Origin of the sequence: Streptomyces sp. NPDC021749 (assembly GCF_040640655.1) — a bacterium.
GTDB lineage: Bacteria > Actinomycetota > Actinomycetes > Streptomycetales > Streptomycetaceae > Streptomyces.
On sequence record NZ_JBFACE010000015.1, the window covers coordinates 157,109 to 183,899 of the forward strand.

Here is a 26,791-nt window from a genome sequence, read left to right on the forward strand (position 1 = left end):
CATCGGCCCGCCTCAGCGCCTCAGCCGCACGCCTCCGACGGAAAGAGCGCGTCCGTCGCGTCCGCCTCCGACGGGAAGAGGCCTTCCGCCGCGCGCTCGAAGGCCAGCAGGCGTCGCTTGCGGTCCAGGCCGCCGCCGTAGCCGGTCAGGCTGCCGTCGGCGCCGACCACGCGGTGGCAGGGGACGATGATGCCGACCGGGTTGCGACCGTTCGCCAGCCCCACCGCGCGGGCCGCACCGGGCGCGCCGAGCAGTGCGGCGAGTTGCCCGTACGTCCGGGTCTCCCCGTAGGGGATGGTGCACAGCGCCGCCCAGACGCGCCGCTGGAAGGGTGTGCCGCGGAGCGCCAGGGGCAGGTCGAAGGTGGTCGACTCGCCGCGGAAGTACGCGCGGAGCTGGGCCGCGGCCGTGGCGAACGGCGGGTCGTCGGGGTCCGCCGGCGCGCCGAAGGTCTCCTGGGGCGGGCGGTGGCGCTGGTCGGTCATGTAGAGCCCGCTGAGGGCGTCGCCGGCGGCGACGAGGGTGAGCGGGCCCACCGGGGTGTCGTCGAGGACGGTGTGGGTGAGGGGCGCGTCGGGCGCGGGGGCGTGCACGGTCATGGCGGTGGACTCAGTTCGTCGGGAGGTGGTTGATGGGGTGGTCGTCGGTCGCCCAGAGGTACTGGACGGCGTAGGCGCGCCAGGGCCGCCAGATCGCGGAGTGCCGGATGAGGGCGGCCGGGGTGTGCGGCAGACCCAGGCCGGCGGCTGCGCGGCGCAGGCCGAGGTCGGTGGGGGTGAAGGCGTCCGGATCGCCGAGCGCGCGCATGGCGATGCATTCGACGGTCCAGGGGCCGACGCCGGGCAGCGCGGCGAGCCGGGCGCGGGCCTCCTCGCGGTCGCTGCCGACGCCGAGTTGCAGCTCTCCGGAGGCGAGCGCGTCGATGACGCCGAGCAGGGTGGCCCGGCGGGTCCGCGGCATGGCCAGCGACTCCGGGTCCAGGCCGGCGAGCGCGGTGGCGGGCGGGAAGAGATGCGTCAGCCCACCGCCCGGGTCCTCGACGGGAGTGCCGTGCGCGCGGACCAGCCGTCCGGCGTGCGTACGGGCGGCCGCGGTGGAGACCTGCTGGCCGAGGACGGCGCGGACGGCGAACTCGTCGGCGTCGGCGGTCCGCGGGACCCGGCGGCCGGGCGCCTTGTCGACCAGCGGTGCCAGCCCCGGGTCCTCCCGCAGCAGCCCGTCGACGGCCTCCGGGTCCGCGTCGAGGTCGAGCAGCCGGCGGCAGCGGGCGATGGCCCCGGCCAGGTCGCGCAGATCGGTGAGCGCGAGCCGGCAGTCGATGTGGTCGGGGCGGGGCGCGAGGGCGACGATGCCGTGCCCGTAGGGGAGGCTCAGGGTCCGTCGGTAGGCGCCGTCGCGCCACTCCTCGACTCCCGGTACGGCGGTGGCGGCGAGGTGCCCGAAGAGATTGTCGGGGTTGAGCGGCCGGCGGAACGGCAGGCGCAGCGCGAGCGTGCCCGGGACGACCGCCCGGCGGTCCGGCCGGGCGCGCTGGCGCAGTTCGGTCGGTGCGAGCGCGAAGACCTCCCGGACCGTCTCGTTGAAGCTGCGGATGCTGGCGAACCCGGCGGCGAAGGCGATCTCGGCCATCGGCAGCTGCGTCGTCTCCACCAGCAGCCGGGCGGTCTGTGCCCGTTGGGCCCGGGCCAGGGCGAGCGGACCGGCACCGAGCTCGGCGAGCAGCTGGCGCTCGATCTGCCGGGTGCTGTACCCGAGCCGGGAGGCGAGGCCGGGGACGCCCTCGCGGTCGACGATGCCGTCGGCGATCAGCCGCATGGCGCGGGCGACGAGGTCGGCCCGCTCGTCCCACTGCGGCGATCCCGGGCTGGCGTCCGGCCGGCACCGCTTGCAGGCCCGGAAGCCGGCCTGCTGCGCCGCGGCCGCGCTCGGGTAGAAGCGCATGTTCCGGGGCTTCGGGGGCACCACGGGACAGCTGGGCCGGCAGTAGATGCGGGTGGTGAGCACGGCCGTGTAGAACCACCCGTCGAAGCGGGCGTCCTTGGACTGCACGGCGCGCACACAGCGCTCGGTGTCGGTGTGCATGGCTTCAGGATTCCGCAGTGCGAAGGGCAGGGCTGGCGGAAATCCGACATCAACGTCGGCCTACCAGGGCTGTCGCGGATCGCCCTCCGCACCCCGTGTCCCCAGCTCAGCGCGCGAGGCGACAGGGCCACATCACGGGACACGGTCGGGCCTCACCGCGCGAAGCGATCAAGCGCCCCGATCACCTCGGCGCGGGTCCGCCCGCTCCCCTTGTGCCCGGCGTCGTCGATCACGATCAGCCGGGCGTCGGTCCAGGACCGGGCCAGCTCCCACGCGGTGTCCAGCGGACTGCTCAGGTCCTGGCGGCCGTGGATGAGCACCCCGGGGATGCCCGCGAGCCGCCCTGCCTCGCGCAACAGGACGCCCTCCTCCAGCCACGCACCGTGCGAGAAGTAGTGCGCGCAGATCCGGACCAGCGCCAGCTGTGCCTTCGACGGCCGGTCCCCGTAGGGGTTGGCGTCGCCGTGCGGCTCCATGGCGAGCACCGCGTCCTCCCAGGCGCACCAGTCCGCGGCGGCCCGCCCCCGTACGGCCGGATCGGGGTCGTCCATCAGCCGCGCATAGGCCGCGGTCAGGCCCAGGCCCCCCTCCGCCGCAGGCACACCACCCGCCCCGTCCACCCGCCGCGGCGCCCGCGCCGCCCCGTCCCGGAAGCGTTCCCACGCCTCGGGGAAGAACCGGCCGACGCCCCGGTACAGCCAGTCGGTCTCCGAGCGGCGGGTGGTGGTGACGCCCGCGATGACGATCTCCGAGACCCGCTCCGGGTGCCGTTGCGCGTACGCCAGGATGAGCGTCGAACCCCACGACCCGCCGAACAGCAGCCAGCGCTCGATGCCCAGATGCCGGCGGAGCCGCTCCATGTCGGCGAGCAGATGGGGGGTGGTGTTGTGCCGCAGGTCCGTCGCCGGGTCGCCGGCATGCGGGGTGGAACGCCCGCATCCGCGCTGGTCGAAGAGCACCACCCGATAGCGGTCGGGGTCGAAGTGCCGGCGTGCCCGGGCGGTGCACCCCGAGCCCGGCCCGCCGTGCACGACCAGTGCGGGTTTGCCACGCGGGTTGCCGCACGCTTCCCAGTACACGAGGTTGCCGTCGCCGACGTCGAGCATCCCGGCGTCGTACGGCTCGACGGGCGGATAGGGAACGCTCGGAGTGCGCATGGCGTCACGCTAGCGGGCCCACGCGGGGGTCCAGGTCCCAGCGGCGCCGTCGTGGTCGTCCCGCCTCGCCCGCAGATAGCCGCGGAGGGTGGCGAGCGCCGGGTGCGGGTTGTCGCTGCGCCAGATCAGGGAGTGCGGGTAGACCGGGGCGGGGTCCTGTACGGGAATGCGTCGGAGGTCCTGGTCGGCGGGCCATACGAGGCGGGTCTGGGCGCCGACGAAGGTGGCCAGGACCGGGGAGTCGGCGATGGTGTCGAGCAGCGGTTCGGTGCCGAAGTCCGGTCCGGTCACCTCGATGGTGAGCCCGAACGCCGCGGCGAGGTCGTCGTAGTAGGCGGCCCATTCGGTGCCGGCGACGATGCCGGGCATCCAGATCCGGTGGCCGGCGAGCTGGGCGGGGGTGACCGCGCGGGCGGCGGCGAGCTCGTGGGCCGGTCCGGTGAGGAGCTCCAGGCGCTCGTCGTGGACCCGGGCGGCCTCGATGCCCTCGGGGAGTTGCCGCGCGGGCAGGGTGACGGCGCGGAAGGACGCGTCGATCGTGCCGGCCCGGACGGCGGCGAGGGCCGCCTCGGCGTCGAAGAGGGTCACGACGTCGAGCGGGGTGTCGGGGTGTGCGCGGTGGAAGCCGCGCAGCAGATCCGCCGGTGCGAGCCGCCGCCCGATGACGTCGACGCGCAGCGCGCGGCTGCCCGGGCGTACGGAAGCGGCGGCCCGCTCCTCGGCCCGGAGGAGGTCGCGGGCGTGCGGCAGGAAGGCCTGCCCGTCGACGGTGAGCAGGGCACCGCGCGCGGTACGGGTGAACAGCCGCACCGCGAGGTCCTTCTCCAGCGCGGCGACGCGCTTGGAGACGGCCTGCTGGGTGATCGCCAAATGGGCGGCGGCCTCCTGGAATCGGCCGGCGTCGGCCACGGCGACGAAGGTGCGCACGGCATCGAGATCCACGCCCCCATCGTACGCAGACACAACGTCTGGTTGTGCGTGTGAAGGCGCTTCGGTTGTTTGCCACACCGGCTCCGCACCCGCTTTGCTGTCGCCGGTCAATCGAGGGCGACGCGAGGGAGGGCATGCCGACATGAGTACGGAGGCCGGCACGGGCGGCGGCACGGACACCGCCACGGACGGCCGGGCCGGACGGTCGTTGGGACGGCGGTTCGGCTGGCTGTGGGCGGCGTACGCGGCGAGCACGTTCGGCACCTGGCTTGCTTTCGATGCCTTTCCGCTGCTCGCGGTCCTCGTGCTGCATGCCGGCCCGACCGAGGTGGCGGTGCTGGCGGCCGCGGGACTGGCGGTGGGCGCGGCGGTCGCGGTACCGCTCGGCCCCTGGGTGGAGTTCCGCCGCAAGCGGCCGGTGATGATCGCCATGGATCTGGTCCGGTGCGCCGCGCTGCTCACCGTCCCGGCCGCTTTCGCGCTCGACGGGCTCACCTTTACACAACTCCTGGTTGTGTCAGTGATCGTTGCCGCGGCCGACATCGGCTTCACCGCGGCCAGCGGGGCTTTCCTCAAATCGCTCGTACCGCCGCACGATCTCCTCGTCGCCAATGCCCGCTTCGAGGCCACGACGTGGACCGCCACCGCACTGGGGCCACCTCTCGGCGGGGCCGCGTTCGGAGTGTTCGGCCCGGTGATCACCGTAGTGGCCGATGCGGTCAGCTATCTGCTCTCGGCCCTGGGGCTCCGCGCCATCGGCGGCGAGGAGGAGCGCCCCGTACGTCCCGTGCGCACCGGTCGTCTCGTAAGTATTGGTCGCCTCGTACGTACTGGTCGCCTCGTAAGCACCGGTCGTCTCATGAGTACTGGTCGCCTTGTGCGCACCGGCCGCCCCACCGGACCGTCCACCACCCACCTGCTCGACGGCTGGCGCTACATCCTCACCAGCCCCGCCCTGCGCCCGCTGTTCTTCAACACGCTCCTGAACAACGGCCTGATCATGGCGGCCTCTCCCCTGCTCGCCGTCCTCATGCTCGGCCAACTCGGCTTCACCCCTTGGCAGTACGGGCTCGCCTTCGCGGTGCCCTGCCTGGGCGGCCTGATCGGCTCCCGGCTGGCCCGCCGGCTCGTCGCACGGTTCGGCCGGCACCGGGTCCTGCGCACCGCCGGGACGCTGCGCGCCTGCTGGCCGCTCGGTCTCGCCCTCATCCACCCCGGCACGAGCGGGCTCGTCCTCGTCATGGCCGTCGAACTCGGCCTGATCACCTGCTGCGGCGTGTTCAACCCGGTTTACGCCACCTACCGCCTCGACCACACGGACTCCGACCGGGTCGCCCGCACCCTCTCCGCATGGTCGGTCAGCAACAAGGCCACCACCGCTGCCCTGACCGCCCTTTGGGGCCTACTGGCCGCCCTGACCAGCCCCCGCACCGCCCTCGCCCTGGCCGGTCTCCTCCTCCTGGCCACCCCGCTCCTCCTCCCCCGCCACGACCACACCACCCCACAGGAACGGGAACCGGCCCCGAGCCCGGCGTGAGCGGCCCGTGCTCGGCGTGAGGGGCCCATGCCCGGCGTCAGGGGTCCGTGCTCGGTGTTGAGGGCCCGCGCTCGGCGGGGCCTGGGAATGCACGGCCGGTTGCGGGCGGCGGGGAGAGCGGACTGCGCACGAGGCGTCGAAGGGCCTGACCCGGCACGGTAAATGACGTTCCGTCAGTTCCAGAGACGAGTGGTGACGACGCGGGGCGTGTCCGCCGGGCGGTCGGCGGGGTAGGTCAGGGTGATCCGGGTGTAGTGCCACTGACCGGGGTGGCCCGGGCGGCGCTGCGGTTCGTCGAGGCGTACATGGACGCGGTAACTGTGGAAGTGGCCCGCGGCGCAGTAGGGCCGGCAGTCGTTGACCATGTCCCGCCCCTCGGCCTCCGCGGACTGCGGCTGCCATCGCGACCAGCGAAGCGACGTAAGGACGTTGTTGCCGTCGCCGCAGGCGAGCATGAACGTGCCGGGGCGAACCTGCGGCTTCTCGGTGCAGTCGACGACCGCCGCACCGGGCCGCGTCTGTGCCTGCGCCTGCGTCCGTGTCTGCGCCTGTGTCTGTGCCTGCGTCTGTGTCTGTGCCTGTGGTGCCGACGAGGCGGAGACCGGCGCCGACACGGTGGCCACCGCGAGGGCCGCTCCGGCACAGACCAGAAATGCTGATTTCGCGCGCTGAGCTCGCATACCCGCTCCTCGAACCGCTTCGTATGCGTACGCACCGGCTGCGACGCGGGGCCCGGCTCGGTCAGGGACCGGTGTTCCCGCGGGGCGGTCGTGCTCTTTCCCCGCCACGCTACGACCGCGGCGCGGGGCGACGCCACCCCAGCAGGTCACAAACGTGCAACACGGAAAATGCGCGCGATAAGGGACATCGCTGGACGTGCGGGGTGGGTGCGAAGCATGCGAGGCCGCAACCCCACATCCCGTTGTTTCATGGGGCGTTGCGCGTGCGCGATGCCCCGTAGTACCGGGCGGACCGCGCAGCCGCCCGCCCTCGTGCCGTCCTCCCGTCCCCGGTCAGTGCACCTGTGCCGCGAACGCCGCATACGCCCGCTCGTCGAAGAGTACGAAGCGGACCTCTTCGACGGACGTGTCCGTGGCGCGCACCGTTTCGACCGCGATCCGGGCGGCGTCTTCGATCGGCCATCCGTAGACGCCGGTGGAGATGGCCGGGAAGGCGACGGTGCGGGCGCCCAGTTCGTCCGCCACCCGGAGGGATTCGCGGTGGCAGGAAGCCAGCAGGGCGCTGCGGTCCTCGGAGGCGGAGTGGACCGGGCCGACGGTGTGGATGACCCAGCGGGCGGGCAGTCGGCCGGCGGTGGTGGCGACGGCCTGGCCGGTGGGCAGGCCGCGGCCGTAGTGGGAGGCGCGCAGGGCGCGGCACTCGGCCAGGATGTCCGGGCCGCCGCGCCGGTGGATGGCGCCGTCCACTCCCCCGCCGCCGAGCAGCGAGGAGTTGGCGGCGTTCACCACGGCGTCGACGGCCTGTTCGGTGATGTCGCCCTGGACGAGGGTGAGGCGGGGAGCACGGGCTGCGGCGCGACCGTCGTCGTCGGGCATGTGATCGGAGCTCATGGGGCGAGCGTAGGACGCGGAGCCGCTCGGGTCAGCGACGGTTGGCGCGCAGCCGGCGCCAGACCGCCTTGGCGGCGTAGTGGCCCGACATGCCGTGGACGCCGGGGCCGGGCGGGGTGGCCTGGGAGCAGAGGAAGACCGCGGGGTGGGCGGTCTCGTAGGGGACGCGGGTGAGCTTGGGGCGGATGAGCAGGCGCAGTCCGGCCGCGGAGCCGGTGGCCGTGTCGCCGCCGACGTAGTTGGCGTTGCGGGCGGCGATCTGCGGCGGGCCGGCGACCGCGCGGGCCAGCACGAGGTCGCGGAAACCGGGGGCGAAACGTTCGATCTGCCGCTCGACGAGGTCCGTGGCGTCGCCCTCCCAGCCGTTGGGAACGTGGCCGTACGCCCAGAAGACGTGCTTGCCCTTGGGGGCGCGGGTGTCGTCGAACAGGCTGGGCTGCGCGGTGATCAGGAACGGGACGGACGGGTCCTGGCCGTGGACGGCTGCGCTGAGCGCGGCGCCGATCTCGGTGCTGGTGGGGCCGATGTGGACGGTGCCGGCCCGGCGGGCGGCCGCGGCCGTCCACGGCACCGGCTCCGCCATGGCGTAATCGATCTTGAAGACGCTGGGGCCGTACGTGACGTCGCGGTAGGCGTTGCCCAGGCCGGCGATCCGGGCCAGCGCCGTCGGCGAGGTGTCGAAGACGTACGCGCGGGCCGGCGGCAGGTCGTCCAGCCGCTTGACCTCGAAGTCGGTGTGTACCTCGCCGCCGTGCGCCCGCAGCAGCCCGGCCAGCGCGTCGGAGATGGCCTGGGAGCCGCCGCGCGCGACCGGCCAGCCGTTGGCGTGTGCGGCGAGCGCGAACATCAGGGCGATGCCGGAGGTCCCCAGTCCGCCGAGCGGCGAGATGGCGTGCGCCGCGAGACCGGCCATCAGGGCGCGGGCCTTCTCGCCCTGGAAGCGGCGGTTGAGGAGGGTGACCGGCTGCGCGGCGACCAGGCCGAAGCGGGCGTAGGTCAGCGGGTCGGAGGGGACCCCGAGCCACTGGGTCCGCAGGAAGTCCTGGGCCATGGCGTCCCACCTGCCGATGAACGGCGCCACCAGCCGGCGGTACGCGCCGGCGTCGCGCGGGCCGAACGACATCGCGGTCTCGCCGACGGAGTGCGCGAGCACCGCGGCCGTGCCGTCCGGGAACGGGTGCGCCATCGGAAGCTCGGGGTGCACCCATTCCAGGCCGTAGCGGTCCAGAGGCATCTTCGTGAAGGCCGGCGAGCCGGCGCCGGTCGGGTGCACCGCCGAGCAGGGGTCGTGGCGGAAACCGGGGAGCGTCAGCTCCTCCGTACGGGCGCCGCCGCCGATGGTGTCGCGGGCCTCGAAGACCTCGACGGACATGCCCCGGCGGGCCAGTTCGACGGCCGCCGTCAGGCCGTTGGGTCCTGCCCCGATCACCACGGCATCGAGCATCCTCGGCACCTGCGCCACTCCCCTCACGTCCGACCCTCGTCGGTGAGGATCAGTTGGCGGCTGCCAGCAGTCCGAGGATACGCCGCGCGGTTTCGGCGTCCCGGGCCGCGGTGAAGGGCAGGGCGTTGCCGCCGGTTATCCGGAACGGCTGGCCGGTGACCGTACCGCTGGCGCCGCCCGCCTCATGGACCAGCAGCAGGCCGGCGGCGTGGTCCCAGGCGTTCTCCCAGCTGAAGGCCGTGGCGTCGAGGTCACCGCGGGCTATGTGCAGATACTCCAGGCCGGCCGAACCGCAGGGGCGGGGGGCGATCCCGCCGGTGTCGAGGGCGGCCAGCACCCGCTTCTGGTCGTTGTCGGTGAAGTCGTAGTGGGACGTCGCCACGTCCAGGATCGCGTCCGGGGCGGGGCTGCCGGTGCGCAGCGGGACGCCGTTCAGCTCGGCGCCGGCACCGCGGCGGGCAACGGCCATCAGGCCGAGCGCAGGGGCGTACGTCCAGGAGGCGAGCAGCTCTCCACGGTGGGCGAGTGCGACCAGGGTGGCGAAGCCGGGGTCACCATGGACGAACTGGCGGGTGCCGTCGACCGGGTCGACGATCCAGACGGGGGCGTCGCCGTGCAGGGCGTCGAGCACGGCCGGGTCGGCGTGCACCGCTTCCTCGCCGACCACCCGGGAGCCGGGCAGCAGGGCGGTCAGGGCGGCGGTCAGGTGCTCCTCGGCGCGCCGGTCGGCGATGGTGACGAGGTCGTGCGGGCCGTTCTTCTCGATGATGTCCTCGACGGCGAGCTGCCGGAAGCGGGGCATGATCTCGTCGGCGGCGGCGCGGCGGATGGCGGCGTCGACGGCGGCCAGGTCCAGCCCGGAGAGGTCCGGTGACAGGGCCGGCGAGAGGGTCATGGGGGCGCCTGCCGCATCGGCCATAGCGGTGACCTCGGAATCGGTGACATCGGTGACATCGATGACGTTCGTGACGGCAGCGGCATCGGTGATGTTCGTGGTGTCTCCCGGTTCTTGGGTACGAAGTGCTTCGATCATGTGTCCATCGAACCATGAGCCACTGACACAGCGGCCGGCCGCAAGATGAACTCCGGGTACCGCCGGGTGTACGACCAGGTGCCGACCGGCCGGGCAGGGGACGGCGGGGCAGGGCTCGGAGCGGCCGGGCACGGCGGGCAAGGCTGGGAGCAGCCGGGGGCGGCGGGGCAGGGAGCGGAAGGGCCGGGGGCGGCGGGGCAGGGAGCGGAAGGGCCGGGGGCGGCGGGGCAGGGAGCGGAAGGGCCGGGGACGGCGGGGCCAGGAGGCGGAGAGGCCGGGGACGGAGAGGCCGGGGACGGCGGGGCCGGGGACGGAGGCCGGTCCGCGGGCGCCGTGGGACCGCCCGCATCAGCGCCCGACCGCGTACCCCTGCATCCCGCGCGGGTTCGCCGCCGCGGACAGCACCCCGGTCTCCGGGTCCCGTGCCACCGCGCACAACCGCCCCTCGGACCATGCGTCGCCCACCGTGACCAGGTGCCCACGCCGCCGCAGCGCCTCGACCGTCGCCGTGCCGATCCGGGACTCCACGGTCACGCTCCCCGGCCGCATCCCGCGCGGGAAGAAGGAGCCCGGGAAGGAGTCGTTGTGCCAGTTGGGGGCGTCGATGGCGCCCTGCAGGTCGAGGCCGCCGCGGACCGCCGGGCGCAGCGCCACCGCCAGGAAGAAATGCACCTGCCACTGATCCTGCTGATCACCGCCCGGTGTGCCGAAGGCCATCACCGGTACGCCGTCGCGCAGCGCCAGAGAGGGGCTGAGGGTGGTGCGGGGGCGGCGCCCCGGGGTGAGCGAATTGGGCAGGCCCTCCTCCAGCCAGGCCATCTGCAACCGGGTGCCGAGCGGGAAGCCGAGGGCCGGGACGACGGGATTGGACTGGAGCCAGCCGCCCGAGGGGGTGGCGGAGACGAGGTTGCCCCAGCGGTCGGCGACGTCGAGATGGCAGGTGTCGCCGCGGGTGGCGCCCCTGCGGTCCACCTCGGGCGCGACGTCCGCGGGTACCCGGCCGCCCACGGTCGGCTCGCCCGCCCCTCGGACGGAGAGCCCGCTCACGGTCCCGGGAGCCGCGCCCGCGCCGTACCCGTCCTCGCCGGCCGCCACCGCCGCCGCATGCCTGCTGAGCCGCGGGACACGGCCGTCCGGGCTGCCGGGCCGCAGCTCGTACGAGGCGTGCTCGCCGATGAGCGCCCGGCGGGCGGCGTTGTACTCGTCGCCGAGCAGGGTGCCGAGCGGCACCTCGTCCGCGTCGCCGTACCAGGCCTCCCGGTCCGCCATCGCCAGCTTGCAGCCCTCGATGAGCTGATGGACGTACTCGGGACTGCCGTACGCCGGCAACTCGTCGGGCAGGAGGGCGAGTTGCTGCAGGAAGGCGGGCCCCTGCGACCAGCCGCCCGCCTTGGCCACGGTCCAGCCGTTCCCGTCACGGGTGGCCGGCGCCTCGTACGTGGCGGAGAAGGCGGCCAGGTCGTCGCCGGTGAGGGTGCCGGCGTGCCGTTCGCCGGAAGTGTCCATGGCCGGGCGGGCAGCGAAGTCGGCGAGCGCCGCGCCGATGAACCCCTCGCGCCAGATCCGGCGGGCCGCGTCGATCTGCGCCTCCCGTCCGGCCGAGGCAGCCTCGGCCTCCGAGAGGAGCCGCCGCCAGGTGGCCGCCAGCGGGCGGTTCCTGAGCAGACCGCCCGGGGCGGGCGCCTTCCCGCCCGGCAGGTAGACCTCGGCGGACGACGTCCACTCCGTCTCGAAGAGTTCCCGGACGGTTTCGACGGTCCGGCCGATCCGCTCGACGGCGGGGTGGCCGTGCTCGGCGTAGCCGATGGCGTACCGCAGCACCTCGGCGAGCGGCTTGGTGCCGTGGTCGCGGAGCAGCAGCATCCAGGCGTCGAAGGCTCCGGGGACGGCGGCGGCGAGCGGCCCGGTGCCCGGTACGAGCGCCAGCCCCAGCGAGGTGTAGTGCGCCACGCTCGCCCCGGCCGGCGCCGGTCCCTGCCCGCACAGGACGCGCACCGGCCCGCCCGCGGGCGCCAGCAGGATCGGCACCTCGCCCGCGGGCCCGTTCAGATGCGGCTCGACCACCTGCAACACGAACCCGGCCGCCACCGCCGCGTCGAAGGCGTTCCCGCCGTCCTCCAGCACCGCCATCGCCGACTGCGACGCCAGCCAGTGCGTACTGGAGACCATCCCGAAAGTGCCCTGAAGGGTGGGCCGGGTGCTGAACACGTCGCCGCAACTCCTCTTCTCTCCACGTCCCGCCGGCCGCTCCGCCGCACGCCCGGCCAGAGCCCGCCCGCACCGACGCCCCCGATCCGTACCCGGCCACGCTCCGCCCATGTCGGTGCAGGGCCTCCGCCCGTGTAGGCGCAGGGAACCCCCAGCGCCCTCTCGTCGACGGCCGCCGGCGGATCGAGAGCCGGCAGCTCGGAATCCGCCCCTTCCTCCTTCGTGTCTGCGTCATCGTGCCGCCCCGGCAGCGGGGAACGATCTTCCCGCCCGGCGGTTCCGGAGACCCCTCGGCCGCCCGCAATTCCCTCGCCGACGGCCGGTCCCCTGCGTACCCTCGGCCCCATGAGCAGCAGTGGTGCAGGGGACGGGGGCCGGGGTCGGCGGGTGTTGGTGGGGATCCTGAGCGGGGCGGGGATTTCCACGGATTCGGGGATTCCCGACTACCGGGGGCCGAACGGGTTGTGGCGGCGGGATCCGGAGGCCGAGAAGCTCGTGACGTATGACGCGTACATGAGCGATCCGGAGATCCGGCGGCGGTCGTGGCAGATGCGTCGGGAGAGCCCGGCGTTCCGGGCGAAGCCGAATGCGGCGCACGAGGCGGTGGCCCGGCTGGAGCGGTCCGGGACGCCGGTGCGGGTGATCACGCAGAACGTGGACGGGCTGCACCAGCTCGCGGGGGTACCGGAGCGCAAGGTGCTGGAGCTGCACGGAACGGTGCGGGCGGTGACGTGTACGCGCTGCCATGCACGGTCCTCGATGGCGGACGCGCTGGCGCGGGTGGCGGCCGGCGAGCCCGATCCGGACTGTCTGGTGTGCGGCGGGATCCTGAAGTCGGCGACGGTGATGTTCGGCGAGCGGCTGGATCCGCAGGTGCTGGGGACCGCGCTGGGGGTGGCCAAGGCCGCCGAGGTGTTCCTCGCGGTCGGGACGTCGCTCCAGGTCCAGCCGGCGGCCTCGCTCGCCGGGGTCGCGGCGGAGCACGGAGCGCGGCTGATCATCGTCAACGCCGAGCCGACGCCGTACGACCCGCTCGCGGACGAGGTCGTCCGGGAGCCGATCGGGACCGCGCTGCCCAGGTTGCTGGCGGGGCTGGCCGAGCCGGCGGAGTAGCGCCGTATGCCGCCGAACCAGCGGCACTGCTCGCGGGCGTGGTCGAGGTCCTCGCCCACGTAGGCGGGGGCGGCCACGCAGATCGTGACCGCGGCCGGGTCGCGTCCGGCGTCCACCGCGGCCTGGCGCACCGCCTTGATCATCCACTCGGTGAGGAAGGGATCGGCGAGCTGGAGGAGGAAGCCGTCGGCCAGCCGGCCCGCCATGGCCAGCGCCTTCGGACCGTACGCGGCCATCCACACCGGCAGGTGGCCGTTGCGTACCCACGGGATGCGGATCCGGTGGCCGCCGCCCAGGTCCGCCTCGCGGCCCTCCGCCAGGTCGCGGAAGGTGCCACGCGGGATGTACTGGCCGTGCCCCGCGCGTCCGGTGAACTCCCGGCGGTCGATGACGAGTTCGCCGCGCGAGAGGACCGTCTCGACCCGTCCGGTGAGCTGTTTGCCCTCGTAGGCCGCGTAGTCGACGTTCATGTGGTGGGTCCGGGCGGAGACCGTCTGCTCGGCCGCGGGATCGTAGATGACGAGGTCGGCGTCGGCACCGGGGGCGATGGTGCCGCGACCTGAGCGGCGACCGCCTCAGCAGCGAGAACACCAAGTTGGACGATTGCGGCAATCTTGGCGCCCTCGATGAGCACAGCCACGCCGTCCATGGTTGTCGCAGCCAGGCGCCCGCACTCAGCGAGACCCTTCAGGCGCTTCCCGTTGATCTTGCCCCGGTGGGCATTGAGCGCCTCCACTCCCAGTGAACCGCCCGCCGAGCCGACGACGCTCTGGATGGCTTGATGCGCTTCGTTCGCACCGCCGATGTCGTCCGCGAACTCCCGCAGCGCATCGGCCATATCGCGGCAGTCGTCCTCGTCCACATTCGGCCATGAAACGCCGATGCTGTCGAGCATCTCGTCCGCCCAGCCCGGCAGCACTACACCCACGTGGAACAAAGCCCCTGGTCAACCGACCCCCGCAGGTGAGCTGGACGCTGTCATTCAGTGACAGTTCCTCAAGAGGCGATTACGTCCCGTCCGGCTTGCCGCCCGGGCCGCGCGCGGCAACCGGGTCAGGCGACGGGAGCCAGGCGATGCAGACCGTGCGAGGACTCGGGCCCCGCGCCCCTGTCAGTGCTTGCGCTTGCCGGGCTCGTAGGCCTCCTTGACCTTCTTGGGGCCTGGTTTGGCGTCGGTCGACCCCTCCGGCTTCTGCTGGGCAGGCTGTGCCGGGGGTGGGGAAGCGGTCTCGTATGGCGTCGAGAGAGGCGGCGTGGCGGGGCTCGTGCTCGTGCTCGTGGACACGCTGGTCTGCGGCCCCTGCGCTGAGCCGGTGCCGGGCGAGAACCACACCATGCCCACCACCAACGCCAGGGTGAAGACGCCAGCGCCGGCCAGCACGGCCACCAGCGGGGAACGGCGGAGGAACGGCAGGTGTGAGCGGCGGGTCACGGCCCGGTGCACGCTCGTTTGCCACTCGGTGCCCGCCACCGGGGCGACGACACCGTTGGAGTGGCCGGTGGGCGCGGGGACGGAGCCTGCACGGGCGGCGGCTCTGGAACCGGTGACGTGCGGCCGGTCCGGGCGGCCGTGAGCCTGGTGTTCGCTGGGCAGCGGCTCCGGCGCGCCGCGCCAGGCTCCGCGCCCGAACCAGTCCGCCACCTCCTCAGCCGTGGCTCGGTTCTCGGGGTCCTTAGCCAGCAGACCGAGCAGATAGCTCTCGAAGGCGGGCGGTAGATCGGCGCCGAGTTGCCGTGGTGGGACCGGGGCGGCATCGAGGTGTTGATGAAGCACCGCGAGCGCGGTGTCCGCCTGGAACGGCGGCCGGCCGGTGAGGAGTTGGTAGAGCACACAGCCCAGGGAGTACACGTCGGATGGCGGGCCGGCGGTGCGCCCCAGAGCCCGCTCGGGCGCGAGGTAAAGGCTCGTGCCGACGATCTGCCCGGTGGCGGTGAGCGCGGCACCAGGGTCGTCGAGGAAGCGGGCGATGCCGAAGTCGCCGATCTTCAGGGTTCCGTCAGCGCCCAGCAGGAGGTTGGCCGGCTTGATGTCCCGGTGCACGATGCCCTGCCGGTGCGCGGCGGCCAGCCCAACGGCGGCCTGTGCGGCGATACGGGCCACGTGCTCGGCGGGCAGTGGTCCGGAGACGGGGAGCAGGTCGGCGAGGCTGCCCCCGTCGACGAGCTCCATCACCAGGAACAGGCGGTCTTCGTGCTCGCCGAAGTCGAGAACGCCGACCACATGCGGGTGGCTGAGGCGACCGGCGGTCTGCGCCTCCAGCCGGAAGCGGGAGGGCGCGGTGGGGTCGGAGTCGTGGGGAAGCAGGAGTTTCACGGCGACCGGTCTGCCGAGCGTCTCGTCGAAGGCCCGCCAGACCTCCCCCATCGCGCCCCGCCCGACGGTGTCTCGCAGCCGGTATCGGCCCGCTATCAGCACTTGCTCTTCATCCTCATACCCAAAGACGTCTTGATCGCCGCAAGCCATGGCTCACCATGGAGCGCGGATCAAGGTGCGGGGGGCCGCAGCGGCCCCAGCGTACCGGCCCTGCGACCTTGTCTTTCCGGGTGGCGCAGAGCCCGGCTGCTACCGGCAGCCCCGCCAGAGGACGAGGTGCGCGCAGGGGCCTCGGCTGAGTCGTGATGGCCGCAAGTTGCTCCATTCACCAGAGTGCTGGATTCGTGGCCGTCTCCCGCCAGCAGTGACATTTCAGGGACACGGCGCGCAGGAAGGGGTGACCCGATCACGAGAGCCGAGGCGCTCCCCCTCATGGAGAGGTGCGGGGGCGCCGATCGCAGGAGCAGGCTGGTTCTCCCGTGCCGGCTCGCCCCTGCGCACATACGACAGCCCGGGCGTCCCACGTGTAAGTGGCACCCGGGCTGCCGTCAGCAGCGAATCCCTCAGAGGCCGTGGGATGGCACCGGCGGCCAGGATATTCGCCCTCTCGCGCGCGTCCACGACGTCTGCCCGGCATTTACGGCGGCGACGCGCGACCGGCAGTTTTCCGTCCGGAGCCTCATCTCTACATCCGGAGCATCATCGCGCTCCGCCATTCTTCGGTGCAGCGGGCCCGCAGAAAGTGGACGAGGACGAGGCCATCAGAAGAAGCGGATGCTGTCACGCGGAGCGCCGTTGACGTTCGTCGCGAGACGCGGGTGTCGGTGCTGGCTCCGCGCTCGGCGCAACGCGGCACTCCGGATTTCTGAAATGGGGGTTCTCATCTCCCAACAATCCACGCCTTGGACTCAAGGGACCGAAAGTAAGCGCACTCGGATGATTACCTCAGGCCGGGCTTTTCACCCAATCGATGAGCCGAGCCCACCAGCCGCCCCTCGACCGGCCCTGTGGACTCCCTGGGGCACCAGAGGCGTGTGCGCGTCGCGACGGCCCGCCCTGCAGGGCTGGCGCCGAGCCCGATCGAGTCGCCGCCTTCACTGGGCGCGCACGCTTGCTTTCCGCAGGCTCACACATGCACCGCTGAGCGTTCGGAACGCCCATGAGCACTTGGTCCACATGCCTCCCGCACCCCTCATAGGTCAACTTCCGGCACGACGGACAGACGGCACGTTGACACACGATTGCCTCCCTTAGTTCTTCGCTTGAGATCCACGATATTCACGCCATCACCACAATAAACTCCAGAATTTACAGCTCCTTCAGAAAGAACTTCCTTGCGCCGGCGCGGGCCGCCCTCACGAAGTCGGATCACGGCCCAAGTAACGTCGCCGGCGGGCACAAATATCCGGACATGAGAGGCAGGCGCCGCATATCCGTCGCGGAGAGTATCTCACTAAGTAGCGCCAAGTGGCCTGTTTGGAAAAATTCCCAGAGTTGCTCGGGACACCGAAACAATGGTTGCATCTCGCCCCGTCGAGAAAGGGAGGCACAGCGCCTTATGTCATTTTCCGCCACCACATTGCTTTTGAGACCGTCGACCGGGCACAGCAAGGGCAGGGATCGAGAACGGCAACCACTCTCCCCGAACGGGTGGTGCGCCGGCCAGAAAGGAGCAACGTGAGTTGCTCGCATGCCGCAGGATGTCCCCTTTTCCCTCTCCTCAGGGCGAGCTTGCAAGGTTGGCGCGAGTACTACTGCGACAGCGCAGATCGATGGCTCGGCTGTGCCCGCTACCAGATGTCACTCACCGGCGAGCGCGTGCCGATCAGCCTGCTGCCCAACGGAGCCAGTGCGCGACACCTCGAAGCCCGGGCCGAGGCGGGCCGATCCAGCGCCACCAGCGCGACAGCCACCCCTCGGCAGTCCCCGCCGCCACGACCCACTCCGGGGCCACCGGAGCCCGCGTCCTGGACCCAGCCGGCACCGCCCCAGGCACCTGAGCAGTCACAGTCGGGACCTGAAACCGCGACACCGGAAGCCATGGCCCAGTTCGGGACCACACCTCCACCAGCAGATGTCTGGCCTGACCAGCCGTCACCGCACCCACAGGTCCAGCGACCTTCGGACAGCCTCGCTCGGCAATCAGGGCACTCGCCCGCCCCGAAGCGCGGCTGGTGGGCTCGTTTTGCCGATTGGATGAGAGGACCCGCATGAGTACCTACTGGCCCTGGTGGGCGGGCGCTATCGGGCTCGCTCTGGTCACCCTCAACCACACCCTCATCACTGATCGGTCTCTCGGGGTGTCGGCCGCGTGGGATCGCGTGCTGCACTGGCGCCGCGAACGCGAGCTCGAACGGATGGACGAGGAGTTCGCCGACGATCAAGCTCTGGCCGAGGCGCTTGCCGCAGCCACAGCGGAGCACTTCGGCACCGACACCGGTACGTCCACCGTGCCGCAGGCTCCGTACGAGAAGTCGCAGCCACTGGAAGCCGACACCGAACCGGCAGCGAGTGAGCGTCCCGCAGCCACGAGCCTGCGCCCGGCCCCCCTGGTCACTCAGGCTGCCCTGCTGATGTCGATCTTCCTCGGCGGGTTCATCGCCGCGGTCACCTCCGGGCGGTTCCACCTCCGCTCCGACATGGGCCCCGGTTATCGGGACCTGGTCACCGCCGATTCGACCACCATGATCGCCATGTTGTTCGTGGGAGGTGTGCTGGTCGGCTTCGGCACTCGGCTGGCCGGTGGGTGCAGCTCCGGCCACGGCCTCAGCGGGTGCGGCCGGCTGCGCCCGGTCAGCATCGTCGCGACCGCCGTGTTCTTCGGCACCGCCGTCGCGGTGTCGTTCCTCCTGTGGAAGGTGATCTGATGCGTACCCGGGGCGCGATTCTGCTGGCCAATATCCTCACCGGACTAGCTCTCGGTTACACCGTCGCCCACATCGGTTTCGGTGACTTCGCTGAGCTGAACCGCATGTTCACCTTCCAGGACCTGCGCATGTTCCTCTCCTTCGCGGGTGCTGTGATGATCCTCGTGTGCGCGTTCGCTCTGCTGCGGGTTCGCCGCACCCCGGGACGCATCCACGCCGGCGTGATCCCCGGCGCGGTGTTGTTCGGTACGGGCTGGGCGATCTCAGGCGGGTGCCCGGCAATCCCGATCATCCAGGTCGCCAGCGGATACCTACCCGCCCTGATCACCATCGTCGGCGTCATCGTCGGTATCCGGTTGTGCCGCTGGGCCAACGCCCGGTACTTCCATCTCGACCGCGGCTCCTGCGGGCTGTAACTCAGCGGGCTCACTCGCATCCTCAGTGCCATGCCGACAGCAGCCGCCCCTCCGAAGACGACCGTCCCGGCGAGGCCGATCAACATGTTGGCTCGGTGTGCTCGGAAAGAGGCTCCGCCCGACCGAGGCGGGTCGGCCGCGGAGAGCGGCAGCGTCCGGGGGCCCCACCACGCGAAGGAAGGTTGTGGTGGTCCCCCTTCTTCCGGAACAGGGGGCGGAAGCAGTCGGCCACCTGTGCCGCCGTGGGACGTTCCGAAGGTTCCGCCGCCAGCATGCCTAGCAGGCAGGCGTCGAAGGCATCCGGGATATCCGGCCGTCTCCGCACCAGTTCCCCTTCCCCGGTTGGTGGAGGTGAGCGCGGGGGCGGCCCTCTCGGTGAAGCAAGCGATCCCGAAATCAGTGATCGATCCCGAAATCAGTGATCTTGATCGCGCCGCTGTCGGCGGTCACGAGATGTGCTGCCCCGCAAGCCAACCGAGGGCCACCTCCGGGAGCCAACACGGCGTCCATGCCGACAGCCATGCCGCGCTCGCCCAGGGCTCGCCCGGTCACCATGAGATCCGGTTCCGCCATCGGCGAGGCAGGGCCACTCCATACGCGCCCACAAGCGGCATGGACACAGGCGTCAGCAGAGACCCCCACGGCTCTGCCATCTGGCCGTCGGCGGTTAGGCCATAGCGCAGTAGGTGCTCCCAGTTGGGGTCCCATCGCTGACGGAGTCGTGCGAGATGGTTCAACGCTGCTGCATATCCCGCATCGGCAGCAGCGCGGTGAAGGCGGTAGGCGTCCCCCAGCCTTCCTCTCGTGGCGCGTGCTTGAGCAAGCTCGGAGAAGACCTCCACATGGCCGGCATGTGCCGCTCTGCAGGCGAACCCTTCCGCCGCTTCACCATCCCCCGCCTCCTCTTTCAGACGGGCCAACTCCCCCAGTGCCTGCGTCTTCCCCAGTTCGGCCGCAAGGCAGTACAGACGCTCCGCGTCCTGTGGTCTTCCGGCCTCCTCCCGCAGTTGGGCCAGTTGCACGAGTACCCGACCGCCTCCCGCCGAGGCCAGGCGCTCGGCCCCTTCACGGTCACCGTTCTTCTCTCTCCGCAGAACGAATTCGTGGAGCGCGAGACTGTCACCGGCTCGCGCCGCGCGGAGCACAAGCCGTTCGGCACCGCTTTTGTCGTCGGCTTCTTCACGTAAACGGGCGAGCAGTACGAGTGCTCCTGTATTGGCTGCGCGCTGAGCAGTGTCCGCCAGCCGCTCGGCTGCGCCGCGGTCCCGGGCATTCTCACGCAGCCACACCAGCTCAAGCAGGGCGAAGGTGCTGCCCGCATCCGCAGCGCTGCAGGCCATGCGTTCGGCTTCTTCACAGACCCCTGCCTCCTCTCGCAGCAGAGCCAGGTGAGCCAGCGCATCAGTGCTGCCCTTGTCAGCCGCGGTACGGTACAGCCGCAGCGCCGTCTCGGCGTCCCCGGCTTTGTCGCGCAGGCGAGCCAATTCAGTCAGGGCGAGAGTACTGCCCTTACTCGCTGCCGTACGAAGGAGTCTTTCCGCCCCCTCACTGTCTCCCGCCTTTTTCTTCAGGCGAGCCAGCTCCAGCAAGGCGAACTTGCTGCCCGACTCGGCCGCGAGGTCCAGAACACGTTCCGCGCTGCTCATGTCGCCTGCCTGCTGTCTCATCCAGGCCAGCCTGACCGCCGGGCGGACCTTGCCATGCACAAGGGCCGCTCGCGCCAAGCGCTCGGCAGCATCACAGTCGCCAGACCGCTCCCGTATCCATACCAACATGGACAGGGCATAGGGGCTGCCCGTTCGTTCCAGAGCCGAGAAGGCGAGTGCCTCTGCTCCTGCTCGGTCACCCGAGTCTTCGCTCGACCGGGCCAGCCCGGCGAACGTTCTGATCTCCCCTATAGCGGCGGCCTTCCGCATCAGGTCTTCTGCGCCCTGCTCGTTACCGGCCTCTTGCCGTAGCCGGGCCAGTCGGGTCAGGACGGTGGTGTCTCCCTGGCTGGCAGCCACGTGGGCCAGTTCCTCAGCTCCGTTCAGCTCCCCTGTGATCTCCCGAAGCCGGACAAGCTCCCATCGCACCCGGCCATCGGCCTTCCAAGCAGCCTCATAAAGCCGCTTCGCCTGCGCGGCGTTTCCCGCACCTTCGAGGAGCCGGGCCAAGTCGGGCCGTACATGGGTGTTACCGCCATCGAAAGCCTTCTGGTAAAGAGCCGCAGCAGCACGCAGGCGCCCTCGCGCCTCTGCCGCACGTGCCAGCGACGCACAGTCCTCGTGGCCGTGGCAGTGCCAGGCTGCAGCTTCCCAGAAGGAGGCCGGTGGGCACATCAGCCGGCGTTCAACGCGACCCTGCTGTTCGAGATAGTCGGCGAGCCGGTACACCGGCCCGTCGACGTCATTGCTCCTGCGCGGAATCCTCGTCAACGGTCCCGGGACGCCGTTGCACGGTGTGCCACAGAATGCCAAAGCCTCGTCCACCCAGTCGTCCCCGGACCAGGCGAGTTCACGTTCGTTGAGGTAGCCCTCAGCGGCCGTCGCGAGGAGCGCACGGGACAGTGCGGGGCCGTGCCCGAGTCGCCGATAGTCCATGGCTGCATGGATGAGCGCCATCGCGCCCGGTGGCGCACAACGGTAACGGGTCATGAGCTTCGGCACGCCGGCGAGAAACTGTGTGATTTCCCCGTCCGTGGCCCCGTCGAGAGCACTGGCCAGTCGTGGGTCGCCGTCCGCCTTCTGGCGCGCCTGACGCAGGTCGCTCTCGGTGAACGCCTTGGGCACCAGGACGTATTGGCCGATCCCCGTCAAGAGTTTGCGCTGCTGTTCGAACCGGTCGTCAGCCCCCGTGGCGGAGGGAGCTGTCAGAGGGTCCCAGAACCGCGGCCAAATGGTGGCGAGGACCAGCAGAGGACCCCGGTGTCGGTCGACAAGAGCCGTGCGCAGCCCTGCGGTGATGCGCTCAGCGGTCTTCTCGTCCGGTGCGAGGAGGTAGTGCTGGGCTTCATTGAGCCAGATCACGGTCCGTGGGCCAACCTCGGCGAGGTGGACGAGCGCGGCGTCGGGGCGCGTCGGATCGTAGGGGTGCCACACGCGCCATCCGTCGGGGAGTCGGCGCAACGCCTCCCAGCAAGCCCGGGTCTTCCCCGTTGAGGACTCCCCCACCAACGTAACCAGGAGGCTTTCGCCACAGGACGCCCGATCCACCAGTTCGCTCAGCGCTCGGTCGTGATCCCGCTCAACGTACAGCGGCAACGTAGGCAGTGACTCCCGCCCGGGGACGGTGATGGCCTGGTGTACCTCAAGGGCGAACGGATCGAGATCTCTCACCGGAGTCCCCAGAGGCTGTGCAAGCTGGGCGGCGGCCCACATGCCCTTGACCCGGCTCTCCACCGCGCTTGCATCCTTGCCCGCTGTGCGGGCCAGCAGCACGGCAACAGAGACAACGTCCTCCTGTCCCGCCAGCAGTTCCCGTGAGCCGATGATGCGGTGGACCGTGGCCTTTGAGGGGCTGCCAGGGAATGTGTCATCTTTCTCGATCTCAGCCGCTACGTGCTGCACCGGCGGTGTTCCCGCTTCCACGTAGAGCTGATACACGTAGTCCTTCAAGTCACGCAGCGCCGCCGGGGTCACGCCCAGGGGCTGCGGAATGCGCCGCTGGCTTCCCTGCCGCGAACTACTCCTGTGACTGGTCATCGAGACATCCTTGCGTGCCGAAGCCGAAGCCACACACAAAGTGACGGAATGCAAGAGGATTGCAAGGGCTTCGCCGTACACCGGCGACGGGTAAGCACCGTCTTCGGGCCCGAGCGCCTCACCAGCCGTCTGCCGAAGGCAGCATCCGAGGCAGAGCAAGCTGGGACGACAGCGGCCCACGGCAGCACATCGAGCGCGGTCACGCCGCACAGTCGGGTGAGCGTCGGGGCATGCGCTGCGGCATTTCGAGATCGTGCACTCAAGACAGCAGCATCCTCAACGCCTCGCTGGTGACCGCTCCGGCGATGGCGGAAACAAGGCTGCCCACGATGATTCCCATCAGGGTCAGCCACTCGCGACGGCTCATCGGCCGTCTGGCCATGACAACTCTCCCCTCTCCGTATGTCCGACCGGTAAACGGCCGGCTCCATGCCACCTTCCCGGAGGACGACGCGCCCTGGATGAGTTGAGACGAGTCGACACAGGGCGAAGCACCCCCGAGGCAGCGTGGCAACGGCCCGGTCTGCGAGGCGGGCGCCGTCGAGGACGATGGGGAGGAGTTGTGCAGCGCCCTGTTCACTTCGGTGAGCAGCAGCCCCGAGAACGCCGCGCACAGCAGGATGTTCTTCGGTCAGGACACATTGACCGACGAGTCGGCCTCTATGCCGCTCTCAGTGCCCCAGAGAAGGGATGACACCCGACCCGTACCCGTCGATGACCTTTTCCCGGGCGTCATGCATGGCGTACACCGCGAACTGGTCGACGCCCAATGCCCGCAACGCTCGCAGCTTCTTGAGGTGTTGTTCTTCGGTGCCGATGACGCAGAAGCGGTCGACGATCTCGTCGGGTACGAAGGCAGTATCAGGATTGCCGGCGCGGCCGTGATGGGCGTAGTCGTAGCCCTCTCGTTCCCTGATGTAAGCGGTGAGGGCCTCGGGGACGGCATCGGAGTACTCGCCGTATTTGGCGACGAGATCCGCGACGTGGTTGCCGACCATACCGCCGAACCAGCGGCACTGCTCACGCGCGTGCGCAAGGGCGGCGGGCGAGGTGTCATCGGTGAGGTACGCAGGTGCGGCCACACAGATCGTCACCGAGGACGGGTCGCGTCCGGCGGCAGCCGCCGCATCCCGTACGGCATTCACCATCCATTCCGTCAGGTACGGGTCGGCCAGCTGGAGGATGAAGCCGTCGGCTTGCCGGCCGGCCAGGGCCAGCGCCTTCGGGCCGTATGCCGCCATCCATACGGGAAGACGCCCGCCGCGTACCCAGGGAATCCGCAGGGCCCGCCCGTCCACCTCGGCCTCGCGGCCCTCCGCCAGATCACGGATGACGTGGATGGCCTCGCCGAGCGTGGCCAGCGTGTTCGGCTTCCGTCCGGCAACCCGCATCGCCGAGTCGCCCCGGCCGATGCCGCACACCGTGCGGTTGCCGAACATGTCGTTGAGCGTCGCGAAGGTCGACGCGGTCACCTCCCATGTGCGCGTCCCCGGGTTTGTCACCATCGGTCCGACCGTCAACGCAGTCGTGTGCTCCAGAATCTGGCTGTAGATGACGAAGGGCTCCTGCCAGAGCACTGCCGAGTCGAAGGTCCAGCCGTAGCGAAAGCCGTTGCTCTCCGCGCGCCGCATCAGGTCGACGACCGTCGACGCGGGCGGGTCCGTCTGCAGAACCAGTCCGAAATCCACCGTGGGGCCTCCTAGTTCAGGTACTGGCAGGTGGCGCGCGGCATGTACTGGCCATGGCCGGCGTGCCCGACGAACTCCCGCTGGTCGATGACGAGTTCGCCGCGCGACAGGACTGTTTCCACCCGGCCCGTGACGCGCTTGCCCTCGTACGCCGAGTAGTCGACGTTCATGTGGTGCGTCGCTGCCGACATGACCTGCTCGGCGGTCGGGTCGTAGATGACCACGTCCGCGTCCGCGCCCGGCGCGATCGTGCCCTTCTTGCCGTACAGTCCGAACATCCGGGCCGGGCCGGCGCACGCGATCTCGATCCAGCGGCGGCGGCTGATCTTCCCGTCCACGACCGCCTGGTGGAGCAGGTCCATACGGTTCTCCACTCCGGGCAGACCGTTGGGGATCTTGGAGAAGTCATCGCGGCCCAGCTCTTTTTGGCCCGCGAAACAGAACGGGCAGTGGTCGGTGGAGACCACTTGGAGGTCATTGGTGCGCAGGGCCCGCCACAGAGCGGCCTGGTGCTCACGTGGCCGCAAAGGCGTGCTGCACACGTACTTCGCGCCCTCGAAGTCGGGCTCGGCCAGGTTGTCGGTGGACAGGTACAGGTACTGCGGGCAGGTCTCCCCGAAGACCGGCAGCCCCATGTCCCTGGCCGCCGTCAGCTCCGCGACGGCCTCCTGAGCCGCCACATGCACCACGTACAAGGGGGAACCCGCTACCCGGGCGAGCTGGATCGTTCGGTGCGTCGCCTCCGCCTCCAGCAACGCCCTGCGCACCTCACCGTGATACCGCGGCTCCGTCTCGCCCCGCTCCAGTGCCTGTCGCACCAGCACGTCGATCGCGATGCCGTTCTCCGCGTGCATCATGATCAGTCCGCCGTTGTCCGCGGCCTGCTGCATCGCCCGCAGGATCTGCCCGTCGTCGCTGTAGAAGACTCCCGGGTAAGCGGTGAAGAGCTTGAACGAGCTCACTCCTTCGCCCACGAGCCCGTCCATCTCCCTCAGCGTCGATTTGTTCACGTCGGAGAGAATCATGTGGAAGCCGTAGTCGATCGCGCACTGGGCGTCGGCCTTCGCGTGCCAGACGTCCAGCCCCTGCCGCAGCGACTGGCCGACCGACTGGATCGCGAAGTCGATGATCGTGGTGGTGCCGCCCCATGCGGCCGCACGCGTGCCCGATTCGAACGTATCGGAAGCGGTCGTGCCGCCGAACGGCATTTGCATGTGGGTGTGGGCGTCGACCCCGCCCGGGATGACGTACTTGCCGGTGGCGTCCAGGGCGCGGTCGGCGGCGGCCGCCCAGCTGTCGGCGGTCGGGCTGCCGTGGGCGGCGAGGGCGGCGATCCGCCCGTCCTCCACCAGGACATCGGCATGGATCTCATCGGCGGCGGTGATCACCAGTCCGCCCCGGACGACCGTACGGCTCACCATGTCAGCTCCCTGCCTGTCTACCCGTGCCTGCCTGACGCCACGTCATGACCGGTCTACACCCGTAGATTCCGCGTGAGAAGGAGACACCGTAGAAGCATGTCACCATCCGTGGCAATACCGTGACGCTCGATCAATACGGATGCGTCGTGTTGCACCCGTCGTCAGCCGGGCGGTGCAACACCGGCAGGGGCGGGCCGGAGGGGTGCGGGAGTGGCGCGATGGGCAGGTATCCGCCGACGCCGGCGGGCAATCCTCGCAAGCGGCACGACCTCATGGCGGACGACACAGAGAGGGCGGCAGGTCATGGAGCAGCGCACACCGTGGGAGTTCTCCGACGACCGGGGGCGCCTGGTGGTGGCCGGACAACGGCCGGAACGGCTCGTGACGTACATACAGGCCGGAGCGACCCTGTGGGACCACGGCATACGCCCGGTGGGCCTGTTCGGGTCGCAGCACGACGGCGCCGCCCCCGACCCCGCCAAGGGCGGCGAGCTGCCGCTGGCGGAGATCCCCTACCTGGGCGCGGGAACCGCGCTGCACCCCGACGCCCTGCTGGAGGCCGGGCCGGACCTCGTGGTGGCGGTGACGTACGACGGCGAGCAGCTCTACGGCCTGGAGCAGAAGACCGCGCTGGAGCTGGAGGCGCACGTCCCGGTCGCCACCGTCGCGGTGGGCCCGGGCCGGAGCCTGGCCGAGGTCCGCGAGCGGTTCGCGGCGCTGGCCGGCTCCCTCGGCCGGGGCGAACCGCTTGGTCTGGCACGGGAGTTGGACGCCGCGGAGGACGCCCTGCGGCAGGCGGCCGGCCGCCCGGCCCGGCCCCGGGTCCTGGCCCTGTCCCCCGCGGGCCCGGAGCGGGTCCATCTGGCCCGGCCCGGCTCCTGGCCGGACCTGCGGGCGCTCGCCGAGCACGGCGTGAACCTGGTGGAACCGCCCGCCGGCGCGGGCATCAACTGGTCCACGGTCGGTTGGGCGGAGGCGGCCGGGCTGGCCCCCGACGTCATCCTCATCGACGTCCGCGCCAATGCGGCGCGCCCCGAGGCCCTGCGTGCCGATGCGCACTGGCGCGCGCTGGAGTCGCACGTACGCCTGCTCCCGTGGAACCCGGAGGCGCCCTGCAGCCGGCTCGCGCACACACGCTTCTTCTCCCGCGTGGCGGAGGCGCTGCGAGTGGGGTGACCTCTAGTACCGGGAATATCCAGCCCGGCGCGTCGAGTTGAGGCCCTGCAGGGGGTCCTCGCACCCCCTACGGGATCTGTTCGACCCACCCCTACGGGACCCCACGCCCCCTTGCAGGCCCCAACGTCCACCCCCACCCACCGCATTCCCA

Annotated in this window: 20 protein-coding genes and 1 pseudogene; 5 read left to right on the forward strand and 16 right to left on the reverse strand. The window is 71.0% G+C overall.

Annotated elements, in window-relative coordinates:
- Window positions 1–20: 20 nt before the first annotated feature.
- The 4 genes from AB0G35_RS17595 to AB0G35_RS17610 all read right to left on the reverse strand — a co-directional run bounded on the left by AB0G35_RS17595 (window position 21) and on the right by AB0G35_RS17610 (window position 4,181).
- On the reverse strand, window positions 21–599 hold the full coding sequence (locus tag AB0G35_RS17595; protein ID WP_360949509.1) for a methylated-DNA--[protein]-cysteine S-methyltransferase: 579 nt from the start codon (window positions 597–599) through the stop codon (window positions 21–23).
- 10 nt (window positions 600–609) lie between these two features.
- A complete protein-coding gene (locus AB0G35_RS17600) occupies window positions 610–2,082 on the reverse strand; it encodes an AlkA N-terminal domain-containing protein (protein WP_360949511.1) in 1,473 nt (490 codons plus the stop codon).
- A gap of 152 nt (window positions 2,083–2,234) precedes the next feature.
- The gene (gene pip, locus AB0G35_RS17605; protein ID WP_360949513.1) at window positions 2,235–3,239 is read right to left on the reverse strand and encodes a prolyl aminopeptidase; all 1,005 of its coding nucleotides are present in this window, start codon (window positions 3,237–3,239) and stop codon (window positions 2,235–2,237) included.
- 9 nt (window positions 3,240–3,248) lie between these two features.
- Window positions 3,249–4,181 (reverse strand): LysR family transcriptional regulator, encoded by a 933-nt coding sequence (locus AB0G35_RS17610; protein ID WP_360949515.1) that lies wholly within the window; start codon window positions 4,179–4,181, stop codon window positions 3,249–3,251.
- Between the two features lie 130 nt (window positions 4,182–4,311).
- Between AB0G35_RS17610 and AB0G35_RS17615 the strand changes: the two genes are divergently transcribed.
- On the forward strand, window positions 4,312–5,706 hold the full coding sequence (locus AB0G35_RS17615) for an MFS transporter (RefSeq protein ID WP_360949517.1): 1,395 nt from the start codon (window positions 4,312–4,314) through the stop codon (window positions 5,704–5,706).
- A 173-nt stretch (window positions 5,707–5,879) separates the two neighbouring features.
- Here the strand turns inward: AB0G35_RS17615 and AB0G35_RS17620 are convergent, their stop codons facing one another.
- From AB0G35_RS17620 to AB0G35_RS17640, 5 genes are all read right to left on the reverse strand, one after another.
- Window positions 5,880–6,386 (reverse strand): hypothetical protein, encoded by a 507-nt coding sequence (locus tag AB0G35_RS17620; RefSeq protein ID WP_360949519.1) that lies wholly within the window; start codon window positions 6,384–6,386, stop codon window positions 5,880–5,882.
- A 333-nt stretch (window positions 6,387–6,719) separates the two neighbouring features.
- Window positions 6,720–7,277, reverse strand: a complete 558-nt coding sequence (locus AB0G35_RS17625; RefSeq protein WP_360949521.1) for an O-acetyl-ADP-ribose deacetylase — start codon at window positions 7,275–7,277, stop codon at window positions 6,720–6,722.
- A gap of 31 nt (window positions 7,278–7,308) precedes the next feature.
- Window positions 7,309–8,730 (reverse strand): NAD(P)/FAD-dependent oxidoreductase, encoded by a 1,422-nt coding sequence (locus AB0G35_RS17630; protein WP_360949522.1) that lies wholly within the window; start codon window positions 8,728–8,730, stop codon window positions 7,309–7,311.
- A gap of 40 nt (window positions 8,731–8,770) precedes the next feature.
- Window positions 8,771–9,616, reverse strand: a complete 846-nt coding sequence (locus AB0G35_RS17635) for an inositol monophosphatase family protein (protein ID WP_360949590.1) — start codon at window positions 9,614–9,616, stop codon at window positions 8,771–8,773.
- A 486-nt stretch (window positions 9,617–10,102) separates the two neighbouring features.
- Window positions 10,103–11,962 (reverse strand): gamma-glutamyltransferase, encoded by a 1,860-nt coding sequence (locus AB0G35_RS17640; RefSeq protein ID WP_360949523.1) that lies wholly within the window; start codon window positions 11,960–11,962, stop codon window positions 10,103–10,105.
- A 345-nt stretch (window positions 11,963–12,307) separates the two neighbouring features.
- Here AB0G35_RS17640 and AB0G35_RS17645 point away from each other — a divergent pair, with 345 nt between their 5' ends.
- Window positions 12,308–13,075 (forward strand): Sir2 family NAD-dependent protein deacetylase, encoded by a 768-nt coding sequence (locus tag AB0G35_RS17645; RefSeq protein WP_360949593.1) that lies wholly within the window; start codon window positions 12,308–12,310, stop codon window positions 13,073–13,075.
- Between the two features lie 8 nt (window positions 13,076–13,083).
- Here AB0G35_RS17645 and AB0G35_RS17650 read toward each other — a convergent pair.
- The 3 genes and pseudogenes from AB0G35_RS17650 to AB0G35_RS17660 form a co-directional block, all read right to left on the reverse strand.
- Window positions 13,084–13,401: pseudogene (locus AB0G35_RS17650) on the reverse strand (LLM class flavin-dependent oxidoreductase); the annotation flags it as partial.
- A gap of 140 nt (window positions 13,402–13,541) precedes the next feature.
- Window positions 13,542–14,003: a hypothetical protein gene (locus AB0G35_RS17655; RefSeq protein ID WP_360949524.1), complete on the reverse strand. Its 462-nt coding sequence runs from the start codon at window positions 14,001–14,003 to the stop codon at window positions 13,542–13,544.
- A 183-nt stretch (window positions 14,004–14,186) separates the two neighbouring features.
- On the reverse strand, window positions 14,187–15,491 hold the full coding sequence (locus AB0G35_RS17660; protein WP_360949525.1) for a serine/threonine-protein kinase: 1,305 nt from the start codon (window positions 15,489–15,491) through the stop codon (window positions 14,187–14,189).
- Window positions 15,492–17,599: 2,108 nt separating this feature from the next.
- Here AB0G35_RS17660 and AB0G35_RS17665 point away from each other — a divergent pair.
- Both AB0G35_RS17665 and AB0G35_RS17670 read left to right on the forward strand, forming a co-directional pair.
- On the forward strand, window positions 17,600–18,256 hold the full coding sequence (locus AB0G35_RS17665) for a YeeE/YedE thiosulfate transporter family protein (RefSeq protein ID WP_360949527.1): 657 nt from the start codon (window positions 17,600–17,602) through the stop codon (window positions 18,254–18,256).
- A complete protein-coding gene (locus AB0G35_RS17670) occupies window positions 18,256–18,672 on the forward strand; it encodes a YeeE/YedE thiosulfate transporter family protein (RefSeq protein ID WP_360949528.1) in 417 nt (138 codons plus the stop codon). Before AB0G35_RS17665 ends, AB0G35_RS17670 begins: the two co-directional genes overlap by 1 nt.
- Before the next feature lie 548 nt (window positions 18,673–19,220).
- On the opposite strand, the gene AB0G35_RS17675 is transcribed toward AB0G35_RS17670, so the two are convergent.
- From AB0G35_RS17675 to hydA, 4 genes are all read right to left on the reverse strand, one after another.
- Window positions 19,221–22,436 (reverse strand): hypothetical protein, encoded by a 3,216-nt coding sequence (locus AB0G35_RS17675; RefSeq protein WP_360949530.1) that lies wholly within the window; start codon window positions 22,434–22,436, stop codon window positions 19,221–19,223.
- A 178-nt stretch (window positions 22,437–22,614) separates the two neighbouring features.
- On the reverse strand, window positions 22,615–22,737 hold the full coding sequence (locus AB0G35_RS17680; protein WP_360949532.1) for a hypothetical protein: 123 nt from the start codon (window positions 22,735–22,737) through the stop codon (window positions 22,615–22,617).
- A 289-nt stretch (window positions 22,738–23,026) separates the two neighbouring features.
- Window positions 23,027–24,043 carry a TIGR03842 family LLM class F420-dependent oxidoreductase gene (locus tag AB0G35_RS17685; RefSeq protein WP_360949534.1) on the reverse strand — a complete coding sequence of 339 codons (1,017 nt, stop codon included), beginning with the start codon at window positions 24,041–24,043 and terminating at the stop codon, window positions 23,027–23,029.
- An 11-nt stretch (window positions 24,044–24,054) separates the two neighbouring features.
- Window positions 24,055–25,464, reverse strand: a complete 1,410-nt coding sequence (hydA, locus tag AB0G35_RS17690; protein ID WP_360949536.1) for a dihydropyrimidinase — start codon at window positions 25,462–25,464, stop codon at window positions 24,055–24,057.
- Between the two features lie 303 nt (window positions 25,465–25,767).
- On the opposite strand from hydA, the gene AB0G35_RS17695 reads away from it, so the two are divergent.
- Window positions 25,768–26,640, forward strand: coding sequence for an ABC transporter substrate-binding protein (locus tag AB0G35_RS17695; protein ID WP_360949538.1), 873 nt, complete (start codon window positions 25,768–25,770; stop codon window positions 26,638–26,640).
- Window positions 26,641–26,791 lie beyond the last annotated feature (151 nt).